The 20232-nt window shown below is 37.7% G+C and carries 19 protein-coding genes; 9 read left to right on the top strand and 10 right to left on the bottom strand.

What is annotated here, in order from left to right; translation table 11 throughout:
• Window positions 1–31 precede the first annotated feature (31 nt).
• Window positions 32–1021: a class I SAM-dependent methyltransferase gene (locus WCP78_RS01780; protein ID WP_336279111.1), complete on the top strand. Its 990-nt coding sequence runs from the start codon at window positions 32–34 to the stop codon at window positions 1019–1021.
• Between the two features lie 22 nt (window positions 1022–1043).
• Here WCP78_RS01780 and hslU read toward each other — a convergent pair whose 3' ends face one another.
• Together hslU and hslV are read right to left on the bottom strand one after the other, a co-directional pair.
• Window positions 1044–2354, bottom strand: coding sequence for an ATP-dependent protease ATPase subunit HslU (gene hslU, locus WCP78_RS01775; RefSeq protein ID WP_336278798.1), 1311 nt, complete (start codon window positions 2352–2354; stop codon window positions 1044–1046).
• Complete coding sequence (gene hslV, locus WCP78_RS01770; RefSeq protein WP_336278797.1) at window positions 2355–2936, bottom strand: ATP-dependent protease subunit HslV; 582 nt, start codon at window positions 2934–2936, stop codon at window positions 2355–2357.
• Window positions 2937–3138: 202 nt separating this feature from the next.
• Between hslV and WCP78_RS01765 the strand changes: the two genes are divergently transcribed.
• The 5 genes from WCP78_RS01765 to WCP78_RS01745 all read left to right on the top strand — a co-directional run bounded on the left by WCP78_RS01765 (window position 3139) and on the right by WCP78_RS01745 (window position 8715).
• Window positions 3139–4128: an asparaginase gene (locus tag WCP78_RS01765; RefSeq protein WP_336278796.1), complete on the top strand. Its 990-nt coding sequence runs from the start codon at window positions 3139–3141 to the stop codon at window positions 4126–4128.
• Window positions 4129–4229: 101 nt separating this feature from the next.
• Complete coding sequence (coaA, locus tag WCP78_RS01760) at window positions 4230–5219, top strand: type I pantothenate kinase (RefSeq protein WP_336278795.1); 990 nt, start codon at window positions 4230–4232, stop codon at window positions 5217–5219.
• Window positions 5220–5232: 13 nt separating this feature from the next.
• A complete protein-coding gene (locus WCP78_RS01755; protein WP_336278794.1) occupies window positions 5233–6606 on the top strand; it encodes a leucyl aminopeptidase family protein in 1374 nt (457 codons plus the stop codon).
• Window positions 6607–6759: 153 nt separating this feature from the next.
• Complete coding sequence (locus WCP78_RS01750) at window positions 6760–7623, top strand: C40 family peptidase (RefSeq protein ID WP_336278793.1); 864 nt, start codon at window positions 6760–6762, stop codon at window positions 7621–7623.
• A gap of 531 nt (window positions 7624–8154) precedes the next feature.
• Window positions 8155–8715 carry an SH3 domain-containing protein gene (locus WCP78_RS01745; RefSeq protein ID WP_336278792.1) on the top strand — a complete coding sequence of 187 codons (561 nt, stop codon included), beginning with the start codon at window positions 8155–8157 and terminating at the stop codon, window positions 8713–8715.
• Window positions 8716–8770: 55 nt separating this feature from the next.
• Here the strand turns inward: WCP78_RS01745 and irrA are convergent, their stop codons facing one another.
• Window positions 8771–9271 (bottom strand): iron response transcriptional regulator IrrA, encoded by a 501-nt coding sequence (irrA, locus tag WCP78_RS01740; protein WP_336278791.1) that lies wholly within the window; start codon window positions 9269–9271, stop codon window positions 8771–8773.
• A gap of 233 nt (window positions 9272–9504) precedes the next feature.
• Here irrA and fabA point away from each other — a divergent pair, with 233 nt between their 5' ends.
• Genes fabA through fabI form a run of 3 tightly spaced genes read left to right on the top strand, consistent with a single transcriptional unit; the run spans window position 9505 to window position 12161 of the window.
• The gene (gene fabA / locus WCP78_RS01735; protein WP_336278790.1) at window positions 9505–10014 is read left to right on the top strand and encodes a 3-hydroxyacyl-[acyl-carrier-protein] dehydratase FabA; all 510 of its coding nucleotides are present in this window, start codon (window positions 9505–9507) and stop codon (window positions 10012–10014) included.
• A 57-nt stretch (window positions 10015–10071) separates the two neighbouring features.
• Entirely contained in the window at window positions 10072–11292 is a 1221-nt protein-coding gene (gene fabB / locus WCP78_RS01730; RefSeq protein ID WP_336278789.1) for a beta-ketoacyl-ACP synthase I, read from the top strand.
• 50 nt (window positions 11293–11342) lie between these two features.
• On the top strand, window positions 11343–12161 hold the full coding sequence (gene fabI, locus WCP78_RS01725; protein WP_336278788.1) for an enoyl-ACP reductase FabI: 819 nt from the start codon (window positions 11343–11345) through the stop codon (window positions 12159–12161).
• Between the two features lie 293 nt (window positions 12162–12454).
• Here the strand turns inward: fabI and gpsA are convergent, their stop codons facing one another.
• From gpsA to recF, 7 genes are all read right to left on the bottom strand, one after another.
• Complete coding sequence (gene gpsA / locus WCP78_RS01720) at window positions 12455–13477, bottom strand: NAD(P)H-dependent glycerol-3-phosphate dehydrogenase (RefSeq protein WP_336278787.1); 1023 nt, start codon at window positions 13475–13477, stop codon at window positions 12455–12457.
• Between the two features lie 831 nt (window positions 13478–14308).
• Window positions 14309–14740 (bottom strand): cytochrome o ubiquinol oxidase subunit IV, encoded by a 432-nt coding sequence (cyoD, locus tag WCP78_RS01715; protein ID WP_336278786.1) that lies wholly within the window; start codon window positions 14738–14740, stop codon window positions 14309–14311.
• Window positions 14740–15405, bottom strand: a complete 666-nt coding sequence (locus WCP78_RS01710; RefSeq protein WP_336278785.1) for a cytochrome (ubi)quinol oxidase subunit III — start codon at window positions 15403–15405, stop codon at window positions 14740–14742. The genes cyoD and WCP78_RS01710 overlap by 1 nt, the downstream gene beginning before the upstream one ends.
• A complete protein-coding gene (gene cyoB, locus WCP78_RS01705; RefSeq protein WP_336278784.1) occupies window positions 15402–17420 on the bottom strand; it encodes a cytochrome o ubiquinol oxidase subunit I in 2019 nt (672 codons plus the stop codon). Before cyoB ends, WCP78_RS01710 begins: the two co-directional genes overlap by 4 nt.
• A gap of 75 nt (window positions 17421–17495) precedes the next feature.
• Complete coding sequence (gene cyoA / locus WCP78_RS01700) at window positions 17496–18467, bottom strand: ubiquinol oxidase subunit II (protein WP_336278783.1); 972 nt, start codon at window positions 18465–18467, stop codon at window positions 17496–17498.
• 115 nt (window positions 18468–18582) lie between these two features.
• A complete protein-coding gene (gene aroQ, locus WCP78_RS01695; RefSeq protein WP_336278782.1) occupies window positions 18583–19041 on the bottom strand; it encodes a type II 3-dehydroquinate dehydratase in 459 nt (152 codons plus the stop codon).
• Between the two features lie 51 nt (window positions 19042–19092).
• Window positions 19093–20226 carry a DNA replication/repair protein RecF gene (recF, locus tag WCP78_RS01690; RefSeq protein ID WP_336278781.1) on the bottom strand — a complete coding sequence of 378 codons (1134 nt, stop codon included), beginning with the start codon at window positions 20224–20226 and terminating at the stop codon, window positions 19093–19095.
• Window positions 20227–20232 lie beyond the last annotated feature (6 nt).

Below are 20232 nucleotides of genomic sequence, written 5' to 3'. Positions count from 1 at the left end.
GGAATGGCATTTTTATTTGAAAGATCTCTATGTGTTATTGTTTTTACCTTTTAAAAATCATGACATTCCCATTCCAAGTCAAAGCCAATGTTGGCTAGGTGTTGGTTTAACAGAACTACCTACCTCAGAATGGATTGAAAATTTAAAAATTATAACACCTTGGCGGCCAGACTTTCTAAAATTTACCAATGCTAAATTTTGCTGTTCCCCTCGAATAAACAAAACTGTCTATGACGGTGCGTTTTTAAACTTAAGCAAATATCGTGGTTTCAATCAAAATTATTTTCTTGATTTATTAGAATGCGTTAAACCTGGTGGATGGATTATTGTTGGTGGACATAAAACTTCTGGCGCTGCCTCAATGATGAAATGGGTCAAAACAATTGTTTCCGTGACCGGTAAATTATCCAAAAATCATGGCTTAACATTCTGGCTCCAAGTTCCACAACAAATACCAAGTATTACACATTTACGCTCACCACCACTTTATTTTGAAAATAAATTTCAAACTACTTCTGGTATGTTTTCACACGGTCGTATTGATCCAGGATCTGCTGCGCTTGCTGTATATATGCCCAAAATTATTTCTGGAAAAACTGCTGATTTTGGTGCCGGCTGGGGTTTTCTTTCTCACACAGCTCTTGAAAAAAGTGAAAAACTAACAACTCTTGATCTCTATGAAGCTGACTATAACTCTCTAGAAGCAGCAAAACAGCACCTGAAACAGATAAAAACTTCCCTTCCGATTCATTTTTATTGGCATGATATTGAGCGTGAGCCCATCACAGATATATATGATACGATCATTTCAAACCCACCTTTTCACACACCACAAACTGAAGATATTTCATTAGGCCAACATTTTATTATAAATGCTGCAAAGTCTTTAAAGATAGGTGGTAGTTTGCTTCTTGTTGCTAACCGCCACCTACCCTATGAGACATTATTAAAGAGCATTTTCTCTACAGTATTGATACATCAAGATACCCCTGGCTTCAAAATTATTGAAGCACGCCGATAATAAACAAAAATAAGCAATGCCTCTAAAGAATGAAACGTGAAAGATCTACATCAGCAGCGAGATCACCTATAGATTGTCTGACATAAGCTGCATCAACTTTAAATGAAGTCCCGGCTTTATCAGGGGCAGTAAAAGAAATTTCATCCAAAACGCGCTCCATCACCGTTTGCAAACGACGTGCCCCTATATTTTCAATCCTTGCATTTAAATCTACAGCAATATCTGCTAAAGCATCAATTGCATCATCCGTAATCTCTAAATGAACCTCTTCTGTTGCCATTAAAGCAATATATTGCTTAATCAGACTGGCTTCAGGTTCGGTCAAAATGCGACGTAAATCTTCTCTTGTTAATGCATTTAGCTCTACACGGATGGGCAAACGACCTTGCAACTCTGGTAATAAATCAGATGGCTTAGAGACATGAAATGCACCTGAAGCAATAAAAAGAATGTGATCGGTCTTGATTTGTCCATATTTTGTAGCAATCGTTGTTCCTTCAACCAAAGGCAAAAGATCTCGTTGAACTCCCTCACGCGACACAGCAGCACCTGAACCACCATCACGGGTTGCAATTTTATCAATTTCATCAATAAAAACAATTCCATCATTTTCAGCAACACGCAGTGCTTCTTGAATAATTTGATCCTGGTCAAGTAGCTTTTCAGATTCATCATCAATGAGTGGCTTAAAAGCATCTTTTACTGTCGTTTTGCGAATCTTCGTACGGTTACTCATTTTGCAAAAAATATCTGATAAATTCATAATTCCCATTTGTGCACCGGGCATACCGGGAATATCAAAAGTTGAAGCGCTATTGCTGCTATTATCAGCCACTTCAATTTCAATCTCTTTATCATCCAATTCACCTTCGCGTAATTTTTTGCGAAAATTATCACGGGTAGCGGGACTCGCTGTCTTACCTACAAGAGCATCTAAAACACGTTCTTCAGCATTAATATGAGCCTTTGCTTTTACTTCGTCCCGTTTTTTTTCACGTACAAGAGAAATTGCGATTTCAACAAGATCACGAATAATTTGCTCAACATCACGTCCTACGTAACCAACTTCAGTAAATTTAGTAGCTTCTACTTTAACAAAAGGTGCTCCAGCAAGTTTTGCTAATCGACGTGCTATGCCCGTTTTACCAACACCTGTTGGCCCTATCATCAAAATATTTTTTGGCATAACCTCTTCACGCATAGGAGCATCAAGTTGCTGCCTACGCCACCGATTACGCAATGCAATAGCAACAGAACGTTTAGCATCGTTTTGACCAATAATAAAACGATCGAGTTCAGAAACAGTTTCGCGAGGGGAAAATACAACACACATTCAAATAGCTTTCTCTAAAGAAGGTAACTCTGCATCCAATGTTTCAATCGTTAAATGATCATTGGTATAAACACAAATTTTGGCGGCAATATCCATAGCTTTACGGGCAATAACTTCTGCATCCAGATCCATATCCATGAGTACCCGTGCAGCTGAAAGGGCAAAATTACCTCCAGAACCAATTGCCATAATGCCATCTTCTGGTTCTAATACGTCTCCAAGACCCGTTAAAGCCAAAGTTACTTTCTTATCGGCTACGAGCATCATTGCCTCAAGACGACGTAAATAGCGGTCTGTTCGCCAGTCTTTTGCAAGTTCTACACATGCACGCATAAGCTGATCAGGGTATTGTTCAAGCTTTGTTTCCAATCTTTCCAACAGTGTGAAAGCATCTGCTGTAGCACCTGCAAAACCAGCTATAACCATCCCGCTCTTCCCAAGACGACGCACTTTACGTGCATTGCCTTTCATAATTGTTTGTCCAAGTGAGACCTGACCATCACCAGCCATCACTACCTTGCAGCCCTTTCGTACAGTAATAATAGTCGTACCATACATTATGTCAGGCTTATGTTCTGCCATAAGAAAACTCCTTAATATTGATTTCTCTTTATCAAACATAAAATCCAATCATCATTGCCTTTATTTAAGAACATATACAACAAAACACAACGATTAAGCGTAACTCAATTTGTGGGAATAAAAAAAAATGATATCATTGTTGTCAATGTAAATTATTGCTAAATAACTTTTGTAAACAATTTGCGTCTTTAAAGGAAAAATTATGAAAAGAATAGCAATAGGAACGCTAGGAGGCACAATTGCAATGGCTGCTGATAGTTTTAGCCAAATGCAACCAACTTTAACATCAGATATACTTGTAAACAATGTTCCTGGCTTAAATAATGTTGCTGATATTCATGCACAAACATTAACACAATTACCAAGTGGATCTTTATCTTTTAAAATTCTTTTCGAAATAATACATTGGGCAACAGAACAAATAAAAGCTGGCGCAGAAGGTATTGTTTTAACCCAAGGTACTGACACACTCGAAGAAACAGCTTTCTTTCTTTCCCTTTACTGGGATAAAGCTGAACCTCTTGTTATAACTGGCGCTATGCGTTTACCCCATGAAGCAGGTGCTGATGGATCTGCTAATATTTTGGCAGCAACCCGCGTCGCTGCTGATCCACAAAGTCGAAACAAGGGTGTTTTAGCTGTAATAAATGATACGATTCACTCGCCTTATTGGATCAAAAAAAGCCATACAACTAAAATTGAAACATTTCAGTCAGAATCGGTGGGCACTTTAGGGGCAATTTTAGAGGGGAAACCGATTTATTTTAATAACCAAAACTTTTTTCCTACAACTTTCGAACTCCCCAAAAACGATCATCACCAAGTCGCTCTTCTATATTCCTCTTTATCCTCTGATACACGATTATTGCAATTTTGCCTTGAAAGTGGATATTATGCAGGTCTTGTTATTGCTGGTTTTGGTGCAGGACACTGCAGTTTTCAGTCAGCAGACATAGTGAGACAATACGCGCAAAAAATACCGATCGTTATAGCTACCCGTTGCCATAATGGCTCAACAACTCGTAGAACCTATGGTTATAAAGGCTCAGAAACCGATATGCTTGCTTCTGGTGCCCTTATGTCTGGTTATTTATCAGCCATAAAAGCACGTTTGCTTCTATGGGCTTTTTTGGCACAAGAACTATCATTGTCACAGATCAGTACACGCTGGAATGAATGGACAATGAGCTAGCCTCAGATTATTTTACCTCAAATAAAATAAAATTCATTTAAATAAGTAAACAAGCTGCCTTTTATCCTATTCCTAAAAAATCTAACCAACGAATAATTGATATGACTATATCAAAAATTGATCAAGAAAATAATCTGGTAAAATCCACTTCTGATCGGTATTCACCCTATACTGTCTTTACCGCACAGGAATGGTATCAGTTTCGAGCAGATACACCACTCACTTTAACTTTTGATGAAATTAAACGCTTACGTTCAATTAATGATCCGATTGATCTTGATGAAGTACAGCGCATTTACCTTTCCTTATCACGCTTATTGTCATGCCATGTTGAAGCAGAACAGGAGCTTTTTCAAAAACGTCAGCAATTTTTACATCAAGAAGGTACGAAAAAAACTCCATTTATCATTGGAATTGCCGGCTCTGTCGCAGTAGGGAAATCAACCACAGCTCGTATTCTTCAAGAACTCTTGAAACGTTGGAAACCCAACCTTAAAGTGGATCTGATTACAACTGATGGTTTTCTCTATCCTAACTCTGTCTTAAAGCAAAAAAATCGTATGGATCGTAAAGGATTTCCTGATTCTTATGATATTAAACGATTATTGCGCTTTCTTTCTGCTATCAAAGCTGGTATTGGAAATATAAGGGCTCCGCTTTATTCGCATACAATTTATGATGTTTTGGAAAATCAAAGTATTATTATTGACCGTCCTGATATTTTAATTGTTGAAGGTATTAATGTGCTACAAGTTAGTGATCTTCCTAAAGATGGAAAGATTATCCCCTTTGTTTCAGATTTTTTTGATTTCTCAATCTATGTAGATGCTGAGACAGAAGTCATTCGTTGCTGGTACTTGGAGCGTTTCAGGCGTTTGCGTAAAACAGCTTTTCAAAATCCTGAGTCCTATTTCCATCGTTATGCTCTACTTAATGAAAAAGATGCTTTAAAAATTGCTGATAACCTTTGGAAAACGATTAATTTAAAAAATTTACAAGAAAATATATTACCAACCCGACCACGATCTAATCTCATTCTACGAAAGGGAAAAAATCATTTGGTTGAATATGTCGCTCTTAGACGATTATAAGGATTCTTTAAATATGCATTCACATCACATTAATTTCACTTCAACACGTGCCGATAATAGTTGTCCCATCTTCTTAGTAAGTCCAACAAGTCTTGCTGATTTACCACTTGATGTATCAACAAAAACTTGGATAAAAGTTAATGACTTTACTGGAAAAGCTGGACAAATATTGTTTGTTCCAAACGGAACAGGTCATTTAGAGAAAGTTTTATTCGGACTCGGTAATGGTGATGAATCCTTTATCACAGGACTTCTGGCTAAAAGTCTTCCTGCTGGAAATTGGCATTTAGAAGGAATTGCTTCCCATGAAATAAATACTTACCTCGGATTAGCATTCGGAAGCTATCAATTTAATCGTTACCATCAAAACCCTTCTGTAAAATCATTATCGATTCATGTTAACGATACAATTGACTTTAATGAACTTCGACGAATTTATGAATCTGTCTTTTTCGTCCGTGACCTTATCAATACACCTGCAAATGATATGAGCCCCGATGTTATCGAAAAAACAGCACGCCAAATTGGAGAATCTTACAGTGCTCAAGTTAGCAGCATTTGTGGAGATGAATTGTTAACACATAACTTCCCAATGATTCATGCCGTAGGACGAGCTAGCAGCACTGCTCCACGACTGATTGATTTACAATGGGGACAAGAAAGTCATCCTAAAATAACGCTAGTCGGGAAAGGGGTAACCTTCGATACTGGAGGGCTGGATATTAAATCAGCCAATAATATGTTGTTAATGAAAAAGGACATGGGAGGTAGTGCACATGTTTTAGGATTAGCCAAACTTATTATGGATGCTAAATTACCCTTCCGTTTGCGCGTTTTGATTCCCGCAGTTGAAAATGCAGTTTCTGGTAACGCTTACCGACCAGGCGATATTCTTAAGAGTCGTAAAGGTTTAAATGTTGAAATTGGCAATACAGATGCTGAAGGAAGACTCATTCTTGCTGATGCTCTTACCTATGGTGATGAAGAAAGCCCACAATTCATGCTGTGCATGGCTACTTTAACAGGGGCAGCTTACGTAGCTTTAGGTCCAGATCTTCCAGCATTTTATTGTAATAATACAACATGGGCACAGCAAATTTTTCAATCTGCCCATTCAGTTTCTGATCCTGTCTGGCAAATGCCACTTTGGAAACCATATCAAAAAACATTATCTTCATCAATCGCGGATATTAACAATACGACAGAGAGTAACTTTGCTGGTTCTATAGCTGCCGCCTTATTCCTTAACTCTTTTGTTGAGAAATCTGAACACTTTGCCCACTTTGATCTTTATGGGTGGGTTAAAAAAGAAAAACCAGGCTATCCTGTTGGTGGATCTGCACAAGCTATTCGTGCTCTTTACAATCTTTTTAAAAATCAATCTTGACACAAAATATCCATAAAGATTGACAATTTTAGGGATTCACAAGACAGCTGTTGAGTATATTATTTTAGTTCAATCCTTTATCCGAGGGTAAAGGATTTTACTAAAGTGGTTTTATGAGCTTTTAAATATGCAGAACCCTAAAAGAGATCATAAATGGTTTATAAAGATTCAAGATTGCATGCATTTAGAAATAATCTAGCGGATATACGTCTTGCAACGGAAATTATGATTCCGCACTCTGTCCAAGGTGAAAAAAAACGTGTTAATATACCTGTCGCTGGACTGTTTAAAGAAGACAGCAAAGAAAGCGAAAGACAAACGGAATGCTTATTGGGAGAAGAGCTCCTAATTTTTGAGCAAGGAAACATTATGTCATGGGGGCAGTCGCTTAAAGATGGTTATGTAGGTTATATTGATACAGAAGCTCTTTGTACACAAACCATAAAACAAACACACATCGTTTCAGTGCCACGCACTTTTCAATATTTAAAAGCCGATTTGCGCGGACCCATGGAATATCCTTTATCCATGGGAAGTAAAATAACTGTTGTTGATGAAATAAAAACCCGAGATACAATGTATTCTATACTTGAAAACGGAAAAGCTGTTCTCACTCGCCATCTCATCCCTATTGGATGCATGTATAAGGATTACGTCACCGTTGCAGAAACTTTTATCCATACACCTTATCTCTGGGGTGGTGTTAGCGGTTTTGGAATTGACTGCTCAGGATTAGTTCAACTTTCCATGATGATGACTGGTCAAATGGTTTTACGTGATACCGACATGCAAGAACAATCTATAGGAAAACTACTCACAGACAGTGATAAACTTCAACGAGGTGATTTGATTTTCTGGAAAGGTCACGTTGCTATTATGGTTGACCATGAAAAAATCATCCACGCAAACGGTTTTTCTATGGATGTTATGATAGAGCCACTGGAAAAAGCAATTACGCGTATTGCTAAAAAACATGGCTACCCCATAGCAAAACGCAGACCAATTCAAGAAGCATGATACCGCTTATACACAATACATTTAAATACCATTTTTATAGCAGAGGGTATATAAAAATAAGCGCATTTTTATGAAATTATTTCGAAAGATAAATAACAAAAATTACTACGAGCATCTATATTCTTCCATTGATTTGTTTTAAATGGTTAAAAATAATGTGGACTGTAACTGTTGCAAATTTCATATGGAATAAAGAAGCGGATTCTTCTTTATAAATATTTATATCGCATAAAGTTAACTATTTTGTCTTTTCCTTAAAATATTCTTATCAAACTTGAACTTATTTATATTTGTGAAAACTAATCAACCAACCATTAAAATATCGCGATACAGATACACTCTGTAAATCAAACAATTACGAACGAGAATTTTAAATTTTTATCTTATTTAATCTCATTATCTTTGTAATAATTTCGTCATTGTTTAGATCTCTTTAACTAGCTATATGCCATAGTTTTACTCAGTTTTCGATCCTGTCCTCCAAATCTTAGGTTGCCAATATATAGAAACGAAGAAGCAAGGGATTTAAGTGTGCAATACTCTAGATGGTTTCGATTTTTAGTGTCTACATCATGTATTTTAATGGTGGGTGTACTTTTATTTGATTTTCCTAATTTTTTGCATGCACAAACACTTAATCATGATTTAGGATCAAGTGGTTTACCTCTTCCACGATTTGCATCGATTAAACCTACCCGTGTTAATGTACGTGTTGGGCCAGGAAGTAATTATTCTATCGTTTTTACCTACCAAAAGAAGGGTTTACCTATTGAAATCATCCAAGAATATGGTCAATGGCGCAAAATTCGCGATTCTGAGGGTGATGAAGGATGGGTTTATCAATCATTGTTATCAGGCAAGCGGACTGCTATAACTGTACCATGGCAAAAAGATAAAACAAAAAGACTGATGCTGCGCGAAAATCCCGCAGACAATGCAACACTTGTAGCAGAAGTAGAACCTAATGTTATCGGTCATATCCGCCAATGTGACGGACATTGGTGCGAGCTAAATATCCATAATACCCGTGGATGGCTTCATCAAGCACAACTGTGGGGAATCTACCCTGATGAAAAAATCAAAAACTGGTAGACTTTCAAAACCACTATTTAATTTTATCCCCCGTGAACTCATCTGATTCTTATGATCAAGCTTGATTCTTTGTTTTTAATCGAACTATTAAATCAACGTGCGAAATTTCCATACCTTCCGGTGGTTGAGGTAGGTTTGTAATAATAGGAGATTTTTCCAAATCGCAAGGAATATCAAGAATACGATTCTCACCCTCGATATAAAAATGATAATGATCAGAAGTATTGGTATCAAACCAAGTTTTCGAACCTTCTACGGCAATAATTCGTAGTAATCCTGCTTCCGTAAATTGATGAAGTGTATTATAAACAGTTGCTAAAGAAACAGGGACGCCTAATTGTACTGCTTCTTCATACAGCTCTTCAGCAGCAATATGACGGTTACCTTGAGAAAAAATCATATTCGCAAGTTCTAATCGCTGACGTGTCGGTCGTAAACCATTCTGACGTAAACGTTTTTCTAATACAGATACAGAGTGATAACTCACAACCTCTCTACAATCTTCCACAGATCGTTCCTCTTCATTCAATTCTAAATCGTCTACGTTCACTGACATGTTACAAATTACACCACATTTTTTCAAATGAGATTTAAATTACATAAAACAAAAATGGTATACGTTATAATCTTTTTACTCTATTTTAAATAATCGTCTACGTAGAATACATAAAAAAGGGGGTTTGTCATTAAAAATGATATAAAATCATTTCCATCTCCTTAAAATTTGCTCTAAAAGTAAGTTTGGGAAAAGCGCAGAAGTGAAAACATATGCAAATAAATGGAGTAACAATGGCTGAACAAAAGTCTCGCTACACTTATGAAGAGCTTTTAAGCTGCGCTCGCGGCGAAATGTTTGGTAAAGGTAATGCGCAATTGCCTGCACCGCCGATGTTAATGATTCATCGAATCACCCAAATTAGTGAAACTGGCGGTGAATACAATAAAGGAATGGTTCGTGCTGAATTTGATATTATTCCAGACCTATGGTTCTTCGATTGTCACTTTATAAGCGATCCCGTCATGCCAGGATGCCTTGGTTTGGATGGCATGTGGCAATTAACAGGTTTTTTTCTCGGTTGGTTAGGCGAACAAGGCAAAGGAAGAGCTATATCAACAGGTGAAGTAAAATTGTCAGGTATGGTAACACCGCAAACTAAACTTCTTGAATATGGGATAGATTTTAAGCGTATTCGACGTGGAAATTTAGTCTTGGGAATAGCAGATGGATGGGTCAAAGCAGATGGAGAAACCATCTATAAAGCTAATGATTTACGCGTTGCTTTATTCAAAGAAGACTGAATATTATTTCCATCAGAAGAAATATTTTGTTATTCTGTATGAAACAAGGAGGTATGAATGCGTCGAGTTGTTATAACAGGAATGGGAATTGTTTCCGCGATTGGAAATAACCCTCAAGCCGTTTTAACCAGCTTACGTGAGGCAAAATCTGGTATTTCTTACGCATCACAATATGCTGAGTTAGGTTTTCGCAGTAAAGTTTATGGCAAACCTGATATTAACATAGAGGAATTGATTGATCGACGCGCTTTACGTTTTCATGGACGTGGAACAGCTTGGAATCATATCGCTATGGATCAGGCAATTACTGATGCAGGGTTAGAACCTCATGAAATATCGAATGAGCACACAGGTATTATTATGGGATCTGGAGGAGCTTCAACTCAATCAATCGTTGAAGCTGCTAATATTACGCGCCAAAAAGGCCCAAAGCGTATCGGCCCTTTTGTTGTACCTAAAGCGATGAGTTCTACAGCATCTGCAACACTCGCAACTTTCTTTAAAATTAAGGGAGTGAACTATTCAATCTCTTCTGCCTGCGCCACATCCAATCATTGTATCGGAAATGCTTATGAGACAATACAATATGGCAAACAAGATCGTATCTTCGCTGGTGGTTGCGAAGATTTAGACTGGACGTTATCTGCTTTATTCGATGCTATGGGCGCTATGTCGAGCAAATATAATGACGTACCAGAAAAAGCTTCACGTGCCTACGATATTAATCGTGATGGGTTTGTTATTGCTGGTGGAGCCGGTGTTTTGGTTCTTGAAGAGTTAGAGCTTGCTAAAGCACGTGGCGCAAAAATTTATGGAGAAATTATCGGTTATGGTGCTACATCCGATGGATATGACATGGTTGCTCCATCTGGTGAAGGAGCCGAGCGATGCATGCGTATGGCACTTAAAAATGTGAATAATAAAATCGATTATATCAACCCTCATGCAACTGCAACACCTGTTGGTGATCCCCCTGAAATAGAAGCAATCCGTCGTATCTTTGGAGCTGGTGATAAATGCCCTCCTATTTCCGCTACTAAATCTTTAACAGGACATTCTTTAGGTGCCGCAGGTGTTCAAGAAGCAATTTATACGTTACTAATGATGAATCATAACTTCATTTGCGAAAGTGCTCATATAGAAAAGCTTGATCCAGCCTTTGCTGATATGCCAATTGTTCGTGAACGTTATGATAATAAAGAACTTCATACTGTATTATCAAATACATTTGGGTTTGGCGGGACGAATGCAACGCTCGTTTTCCAACGCTATACATAAGTGGGAATTCTTAGCTGACTTTTAAATAGTATGGTCTTACGGAGAATAATATGAAAAGTTTGATGGAGGGCAAACGTGGTCTTATTATGGGAGTCGCAAACGACCATTCGATTGCGTGGGGTATTGCATGTCAACTTGCAGAAGCAGGAGCTGAGTTAGCGTTGACTTACCAAGGAGATGCTTTCGGAAAACGTGTACAACCACTAGCAAAAAAGATTGGTTGCAAATTATTATTTGAATGTGATGTTGAAAAAACTGAAGATGTCGATCGTGTTTTTGAACACCTTGAAAAAGAATGGAAAACTGTTGATTTTATTGTACATGCCATTGGTTTTTCAGATAAAGCACAACTCAAAGGACGTTACGTCGATGTCACAACACGAGAAAATTTTAATCGTACAATGGTCATTTCAGCCTACTCCTTCACTGAAATTGCTCAACGAGCTAGTAAGCTCATGCCTCATGGTGGTGCACTTTTAACATTAACTTATGGAGCTTCACAGAAAGTTGTTCCTAATTACAATGTTATGGGTGTTGCTAAAGCTGCTTTAGAAGCTATGGTACGCTATTTAGCTGCAGATTTTGGTATACAAAATATTCGTGTTAATGCAATTTCAGCCGGTCCTGTTCGAACCTTAGCTGGCAATGGTATCTCAGCTGCACGAATTATCTTTTCTCATCAACGCCGCAATGCACCATTGCGCCGAACTGTGAGCATTAATGAAATTGGAAAAGCCGCTCTTTATTTGCTCTCTGATTTATCGTCAGGTGTTACTGGTGAAATTCATTATGTTGATTCAGGTTATAATGTTATGGCTATGCCAATACTCGAAGATTTAAAGAAAATTGAAGACGCTCAAGAAGAATGATATCAATAATCATTTTTAATAGCCAAAATTATCATTTGTTTATCGCTTTATAGATAGATTTTTAATGCTTAAAATTCTAACGTAGATGATATATCTCATGGAAAGGGATTTATTGGTAAAATATGTATCTTTAAAATAACTACGATTTTTCTAAGTCATACTGTATCAAAAGTTCATATGAATTTACAAAATTTCTAAAGGTAGTATGGTTGTTTTGATTAAAATAATAGCCGCAATTTTTTATATAAGACTTCTGTGATAATATAGTTCTTTCTTTCATACATTTAGGTAACTTAAAGTCCTACTGTATCATGCATTTCATCTTTTAATGTACGGCTCAGTAGTGTATTAGCTGCTTCAAATACACTTTTACTACAATATAGGATTTGATAAATTTGCTCTGTAATTGGCATTTCTACTCCAAGACGCTGTGCCAATCTATATACTTCACTGGTACTGAAGCAGCCTTCAACAACCTGACCAATCTGCTTTTGTGCTTCTTCTATCTTCATTCCTTGACCAAGCAATATTCCAAAACGACGATTACGAGATTGATTATCAGTACATGTCAAAACCAAATCACCTAATCCTGCCATTCCCATAAATGTGAAAGGCTCGGCACCCATGGTAACGCCTAAACGACTAATTTCAGCTAACCCTCGTGTAATTAAAGCTATTCGAGTATTTGCTCCAAAGCCCATGCCATCTGATATTCCCACGCCAATAGCAATGACATTTTTAACTGCTCCACCTAATTGAACACCAATCATATCCGAATTTTTATAAACTCTAAAATTTTTGTCACAATGGAAAAGTTTCTGTAGCTCTTCGCTAAATTCAGCATCAGAAGCTGCTACCGTAATTACAGTAGGAAAACCCATTGCCAATTCTTTAGCAAAAGTTGGTCCAGAAAAGACAGCTAAAGGAATTTTATCTCCTAAAATTTCACGAGCAACGTCTTGTAATAAGCGTCCTGTACCAGGTTCCAAACCTTTCGTTGCCCAAATAATGCGTGAATGTTGATTTAAGTAAGGTTGAATATTACACAACACCTGACGAAATGCATGGCTTGGAACAGCAATTAATATATTGCGACTCTCTGTTATTGCAGTCTCAAGAGACGCTTCAGGTGAGACATTGTCAGGAAATTTAATATCTGGTAAAAATGTCTGATTACAGCGATGTTTCTGCAATTCTTTTATATGTTCAGGATTATATCCCCAAAGCAAAACACGGTGGTTATTACGTGCAAGCGCGATAGCCAATGCTGTCCCATAAGAACCAGCACCAATAACTGTCATCAAAGCAGAATTCATTAAGTTTCCTGATCACTTGTTGGAATTTTTAATTTTAGTTTGGTATATTATTGTGGCAAATACCTAAAAATTAAATACTCTCATAAATCACTGAAGCTGAAATACTATCTTCTTCATGATATTTGTGTTGATCTGTAAAAGCATGATTGCTTCTAGATCTATAAGTAACTATTGGCTTTGAATCAAAATTACAACTTCATTTAATATCTCTCAAACCCATAACTTTTTTTCTTTTAAACCATACTTGCTAAATAGTTCAGAAAATTTGGATGTCTTGCTCCCATTTGTTGAAAAATAACTTCAAACTTCTCTTTGCCTTCTCAGTTTTTCTATATTAAGGTTCTTCTTGATCAAAAATATGAGACTCATTGCACGATAAAACATCAATTAACAGTAATTTTCCTTCTCCACCAAATGAGTTATGCTTACTTGTATGATATTTTAAGCACAGAAATTAAGCTGCGAAAAGCAATAACTACTGATTAAAAAAATCCGCGCAAAATTTATATATTGAGTATTAGATCATCGATGTGTATCCTTCTACACTTGATGGAATGGTGCCCTAAGCGTGAATCCTAGATATATCTCAATGCACATTTGATTTCCATTTCAGAGCTGCAGGATAAGCAGAAATCTAAACACTAAATAAGTTTAATCACTTTATTTTCTTGTTGTAATAATTTCTAACATTCAATCCGTTTATCTAACCAAACTAACCAAAAACCCCTCTACAAAATCTAATCCATGTTCCTTTCCACAATACAAAACTGATCATTCCTGATCTTGATAGAATAACATTGATTGTATATTGCCGTTTTAATATTCTGCACTTCATTGCTGTTCATAAAAAGATGAAGAATGTTCTGGCTTCTCTTTATTTGTCACAGTTTCTTCCAGTGACGTCATATTGGTATCTGGCTCAATAACACGTCCTGAGCCACCCATCATATTATAATTTAAGTGAGAAATAGCCCACCAAGTTCCACCTATAATAATGAAAACGCACATTACCGTAAACCATAAAGTTGCCAAATTCCACTTGGCATCTGGACCAGAATTCAAATGCAAAAAGAAAACAATCTGTACAGTAATCTGAATAAGCGCCATTCCAATAAGGTAAATGACTTTCGTACTAACTGCCCAACTATCCAGCAACCCATACATTACAGGAATAAAGGAGCCTAAAGTAAATAAAACAGCCAAAACAAAACCTACAAAATAGGAACCAACACTTGGGGGATGTGTCTCATCATGCGAACTCATTATAATGCTCCTAATAGGTAAACCATAGTAAAAACACCAATCCAAACGATATCAAGCAAATGCCAAAAAATTGAAAGACACGTTAATCGTGTCTTGTTATCTTGATCCAAACCACAACGACGCAAATGAAAAAACATGACAATCATCCAGAGTAGACCAACACTCACATGAAGGCCATGGGTGCCAACTAAAGCAAAAAATGCTGACCAATAAGCAGATAAAACCTCTCTCCCAAAAAATTTCACACCTGTTACAGGGTCGAGACCAGCATAAGCACTAGGCTCGAAATAAAAGACTTCATTCAAAAGTTCATGAAATTCATAAATTTCCATTCCAACAAAGCATAATCCAAGCACAAAAGTAACTGCCATCCATAAACGAACACCAGCGAGGTTATTCTTATGAGCTTGTATCATCACAAATCCATAAGTAATTGATGAAAGTAACAAAATAGCCGTTTCAACTAAAACAAAGTTTAAATTGATAAATTCATTGCCAGTTTTCCCACCACCATAAGAAGCAGAAAACACAGCAAAACTTGAAAAAAGCGTCGAGAACAGGATCAAATCTGAAAGAATATAGACCCAAAACCCAAATATCATGACCGAACTATTATCATGATGATGCTCATCTATATCAGCGCTATTTGTTGCAACCACATTCATGATTTTGCTCCTTGTTCTTTAAGAACAGCTGTAAAGATATCTTCCGTCTTCTGCACCTCTTCAGATGAAATGTAGTACCCATGATGATCACCCGTTAACGAATGACAGATGATCGTCGCAATAAAACCAACTAATCCAACCGCAACAAGCCACCAAATATGCCAAACAAGAGCAAAACCAACAATTAATGAAAAGAAACCTGCAATAACTCCAGCGGAAGTATTTGACGGCATATGAATTTTTTCGAATCCACTAATCGGACGTTCATAGCCATTTTTTTTCATTTCCCAATAAGCATCCTCAGTCTTCACTTGCGGAATAACAGCAAAATTATATGAGGGAGGAGGTGAAGAGATAGACCATTCGAGTGTACGTGCATCACCCCAAGAATCATTCAACGTTACCGGCAAACGCCCTTTGTGTTTAATGCCATACCAAACAGCCAAAACAACTTGCAAGACAAAGCAAAGAATACCAAGCAGAATAATACAAGCACCTATTGCAGCAACAATAAACATAGGCTGCCAACTAGGCTCAATATAATGTTGAAGCCGGCGCGTTGCACCCATTAAGCCAAGCGTATAAACTGGGAAAAAAGCAAGGTAAAAACCAACAAACCAGCACCAGAAGGACGCAATTCCTAATATGCGATTTGGTTTTAAGCCGAAGGCCTTTGGAAACCAAAACGCCAATCCAGCCAAATAAGCAAAAATAACACCTCCAATAATTGTATGATGGAAGTGAGCAATTAAAAACAAAGAATTATGAAACTGCCAATCAGCAGGAACAATCGCCATCAAAACGCCTGTCAATCCTCCACCAACGAACGTGAATACCATTCCCATGCACCAAAGCATTGGAGGTTCAAAGCGAATTCGACCTTTGTACATGGTCAACAGCCAGTTAAAGACTTTAACACCTGTCGGAACTGCAATAATCATTGTTGCAATACCAAAGAAGGTATTCACAGCTTCTCCACCACCCATTGTGAAAAAATGGTGTCCCCAAACAAGAAGTGAAAGAATCAAAATAACTAAAATTGCCCATATCATTGAAGAATAACCAAAGAGTCTTTTTGAAGAAAAGGTTGGTACGATCTCAGAAACAATCCCAAAAGCAGGAACGACCAAAACATAAACCTCAGGATGACCAAAAATCCAAACATAGTTAATCCATACCATTGGATTACCACCAGCAGAGTTAGTAAAAAAATTCATGCCTAAATAACGGTCACCTGCTAATAATGCAAATGCAACTGCTAAAACAGGATAAATGATTAGGATAAGAACATTACTGACAAAAGCAGACCAACAGAAAACGGGCATTTTCATCATCGTCATTCCAGGAGCGCGCATTTTAATGATTGTCGCAATAAAATTAATTGCTCCCATTGTTGTCGCAATACCAGAAAGCTGTAGTGACCATAGATAATAATCCACCCCTGTATCTGGACTATTTTGTAATTCTGAGAAAGGTGGATACATCAACCAGCCACCACGACCAAAATTCCCAATACCAAGCGATACATTAATTAATATCGCAGCAGCAGCAGTAATCCAAAACCCTAGATTATTCGCAAATGGAAATGCAACATCACGAGCTCCAATCTGAAGCGGTACGAGATAATTGAAAAGACCAAACAAAATCGGTGTAGCCATAAAGAAAATCATAATAACACCATGAGCCGAAAAAATTTGATCGAAATGCTCAGGTGGTAAATAACCCGCTGTCTCGCTCCCCAATGCCAAAGCCTGGTGTGTTCGCATCATAATCGCATCAGCAAAGCCACGAAAAAGCATGATAAGTCCAAGAATAATATACATAATGCCGATACGTTTATGATCAACCGTCGTAATCCAATTGCGCCAAAGGCTCCCCCACCAGCCCAATACGGTTAAAGCAATGGCAGTAACTAAACCGCCTACAACAATTGTAATACATGTATAAAGAACGATCGGCTCGTGTGTCAGTGCATGAAAAGCGCCGGCCGCAGGATCTGTAAGTCTTCCAAACATTTCTCACCCTATATCAAATGAACTTCAGTTTAAAAGAAACCTTCTAAAAAGAGGTTGTTTCTAGATTGACAATTTCTAAATAACACCTGGATCAAAAACAGAACAAAGCGCACCCCAAAGTGTCTGAGCAGCAGCACGCTTCATCAAGTTCTCATTGCATACCGTATTATCATCAACACATCGATTAACAACCCGATAATAAAGCCGCTCCTCAACAGGCGCAAAATAACGCACTTTAGCATCTTTCTCTTTTGCAGCAATATCACCCATAATAGGAGAAATGGCAAGCTGACGATAAGATAAACGATCAAGTTTTTTGCCATTTTTTCGAACCTTAGCAACCCAATCATCAAAATCCTTTAAAGATACAGAATGCCATTGGAAACGCATGTGCGCAAAGCCATCACCACTATAATTTGCTGAGCTTCCATTAAATATTCCCTGCTCATCAGCTACTAAATGCAACTTAGCATTCATCTGCGGCATAGCATAAAGAACTGTCCCAAGTTTTGGTACCCAAAATGCATTAACAGAACTCTCTGATGTTACCTGTAACAACACTTGACGACCCTTTGGTGCATAAATTTCATTAATCGATGCAATACCATACTCAGGATAAATAAATAGCCACTTCCAGTCTAAAGCAATAGCATCTACTTGTAATGGCTTCTTCTCACCCACAACACTCACTGGCAAAGAATTGGAAGGTTCAAGCTGATAAGTATAGTAGGCTGTCAATAAACCTAAAACCGTCACGATAATAATCGGGATACCCCACATAAAAGCTTCAATTTTATTTGAGTGCCCCCAATCAGGTAAATAATCTTCTGTCGTATTCGATGCACGATATTTGATAGCTAGAACGACCACTGCAACCATAACTGGAATTACGACGCACAACATAACAACAACACACGTAACAATGAGAATGAGCTGTTGACGTGCAACATAACCCGATGGTTGAAGAACATCAATTTTACACCCAGATAAAAGCAACGCAATTCCCAAAATCACGAGCATATTTACCCATTTAACAAAGTCTCTCATTCTACATGCCCCATCACATTGTAAGCCGCTATAGGAAACGACAACACCTTCTAGGTATGCTTACCCATTTTAAAAGAATTATCAAGTAAATTCAAATTTCCTCACTGATATTAGATTATTTCTGTTTTCCTACATCAAAATTAAGTCGTTCAGCAATATATTCAAGCGCAAACCAATATCCATCACGACCACACCCAACAATAACCGCATCTACACCCGCAGAAATATAGGATTGATGACGAAAATTTTCACGCTGATAAATATTGGATAAATGAACTTCTACTACAGGTCCTGTAAATATTTTTAACGCATCAAGAATTGCTACAGATGTATGGCTATATGCAGCTGGATTGATAACCAATCCATTACTCACCCCGACAGCTTCTTGTATCCACTCGACAAGTTGTCCCTCATAATTACTTTGACGAAAATGCACTAGCATACCAAGTTTTTCTGCGCGCTTTCTGCAAAACTGTTCAATATCTTCCAAAGTGTTAGTGCCATAAACTTCTGGTTCACGTCTGCCAAGAAAATTTAAATTAGGGCCATTTAAAACCGTTATAATCGTAGACATAGTAAACCTCTTCTTCTCGATTATTGTCTTCTAAAAAACTTCTAGCAGGTTTTACTGTAATAAAGCACCAGATTTAATCTCAAAAAACTCTGCTCGTCCTTTTAAGGCATCAAATAAAAGTCGATCTGTTCCTGTCATAAATGTTTGTCCACCTAAATCATCCAGAATATCAAATAAAGCAGCACGCCGATGAGAATCAAAGTGGGCAGCTATCTCATCAAGAAGAAGAATGGGAGCTCTATCCGACATCATGCCTGCTAAACGCGCATGACACAAAACCAAACCGGTCAGCAAAGCTTTCTGTTCACCTGTTGAACAAGATATTGCAGCCATATTTTTATCTGCATAAAAAACTTGTAAATCTGTGCGATGTGGTCCTTCTAATGTTCGACCTGCAGCTCGATCTATTGCGCGGTTACGCCGCAACCGATCATAAAATTGCTCTTCAACTTCAACCGCTGACACTGTACTGAGAGCTGTTTCCAAAAAACCATCAGTTTGCAAAAAAGCTCGTGGGAAAGGTGAATGAACTAATGTTTGTGCGAACATATCATTCAAAAGTCTAATAACATCAATACGTGCTGCAGCAATAGCTGTTGCCAATTCTGCCATCTGCATTTCTAGAGCATCAAACCAAGCGCGATCTTCGTTTCCATCCGAAAATAGACGATTACGTGCACGCATAGCTCTATCATAATCGGCTATACGACGACCATGTGAAGGATCAATAGCTAAAACCATACGATCTAAAAAACGGCGGCGCTCGAGTGCAGAACCCGTAAAAAGCCCATCCATAGAAGGAGTCAGTATACTAATATGACAATAATCCGCTAAGCAGTCCCCTGTCTCATTTATACCATTAATATGTATTTTTCGACTATTATCGCCAATCTCTAAAGCTGTACCAATATTTACTTCACCATAAAGATCACATTGAAGACGAGCAAACACAACAAACCCTGCACCTCCACCATCCGCAAAGCTGATATCAGAATAAGCTGCACGCCGTAAACCACGACCAGGAGAAAGAAAAGACAACGCCTCTAAAAGATTAGTTTTACCAGCACCGTTATGACCCGTAAACACTACATGCTGACCAGAAAAATGAATATTAAAGGAAGAATAATTGCGATAACGTACTAACCTTAGCTGCCTCACTGCCACTTTGTGCACACGACCCGCCATGCACTG

It is taken from the genome of Bartonella occidentalis (genome assembly GCF_037070875.1).
Classification (GTDB): Bacteria; Pseudomonadota; Alphaproteobacteria; order Rhizobiales; family Rhizobiaceae; genus Bartonella.
This window is presented reverse-complemented; position numbering and strand designations above follow the sequence as displayed.

Bases quoted from the DNA above. Each gene is read 5' to 3' on its own strand.
- hslU (WP_336278798.1), bottom strand. From the start codon at position 2,354: ATGTGTGTTGTATTTTCCCCTCGCGAAACTGTTTCTGAACTCGATCGT.
- hslV (WP_336278797.1), bottom strand. From the start codon at position 2,936: ATGGCAGAACATAAGCCTGACATAATGTATGGTACGACTATTATTACT.
- WCP78_RS01765 (WP_336278796.1), top strand. From the start codon at position 3,139: ATGAAAAGAATAGCAATAGGAACGCTAGGAGGCACAATTGCAATGGCT.
- coaA (WP_336278795.1), top strand. From the start codon at position 4,230: ATGACTATATCAAAAATTGATCAAGAAAATAATCTGGTAAAATCCACT.
- WCP78_RS01755 (WP_336278794.1), top strand. From the start codon at position 5,233: ATGCATTCACATCACATTAATTTCACTTCAACACGTGCCGATAATAGT.
- WCP78_RS01750 (WP_336278793.1), top strand. From the start codon at position 6,760: ATGGTTTATAAAGATTCAAGATTGCATGCATTTAGAAATAATCTAGCG.
- irrA (WP_336278791.1), bottom strand. From the start codon at position 9,271: ATGTCAGTGAACGTAGACGATTTAGAATTGAATGAAGAGGAACGATCT.
- fabA (WP_336278790.1), top strand. From the start codon at position 9,505: ATGGCTGAACAAAAGTCTCGCTACACTTATGAAGAGCTTTTAAGCTGC.
- fabB (WP_336278789.1), top strand. From the start codon at position 10,072: ATGCGTCGAGTTGTTATAACAGGAATGGGAATTGTTTCCGCGATTGGA.
- fabI (WP_336278788.1), top strand. From the start codon at position 11,343: ATGAAAAGTTTGATGGAGGGCAAACGTGGTCTTATTATGGGAGTCGCA.
- gpsA (WP_336278787.1), bottom strand. From the start codon at position 13,477: ATGAATTCTGCTTTGATGACAGTTATTGGTGCTGGTTCTTATGGGACA.
- cyoD (WP_336278786.1), bottom strand. From the start codon at position 14,740: ATGAGTTCGCATGATGAGACACATCCCCCAAGTGTTGGTTCCTATTTT.
- WCP78_RS01710 (WP_336278785.1), bottom strand. From the start codon at position 15,405: ATGAATGTGGTTGCAACAAATAGCGCTGATATAGATGAGCATCATCAT.
- cyoB (WP_336278784.1), bottom strand. From the start codon at position 17,420: ATGTTTGGAAGACTTACAGATCCTGCGGCCGGCGCTTTTCATGCACTG.
- cyoA (WP_336278783.1), bottom strand. From the start codon at position 18,467: ATGAGAGACTTTGTTAAATGGGTAAATATGCTCGTGATTTTGGGAATT.
- aroQ (WP_336278782.1), bottom strand. From the start codon at position 19,041: ATGTCTACGATTATAACGGTTTTAAATGGCCCTAATTTAAATTTTCTT.
- recF (WP_336278781.1), bottom strand. From the start codon at position 20,226: ATGGCGGGTCGTGTGCACAAAGTGGCAGTGAGGCAGCTAAGGTTAGTA.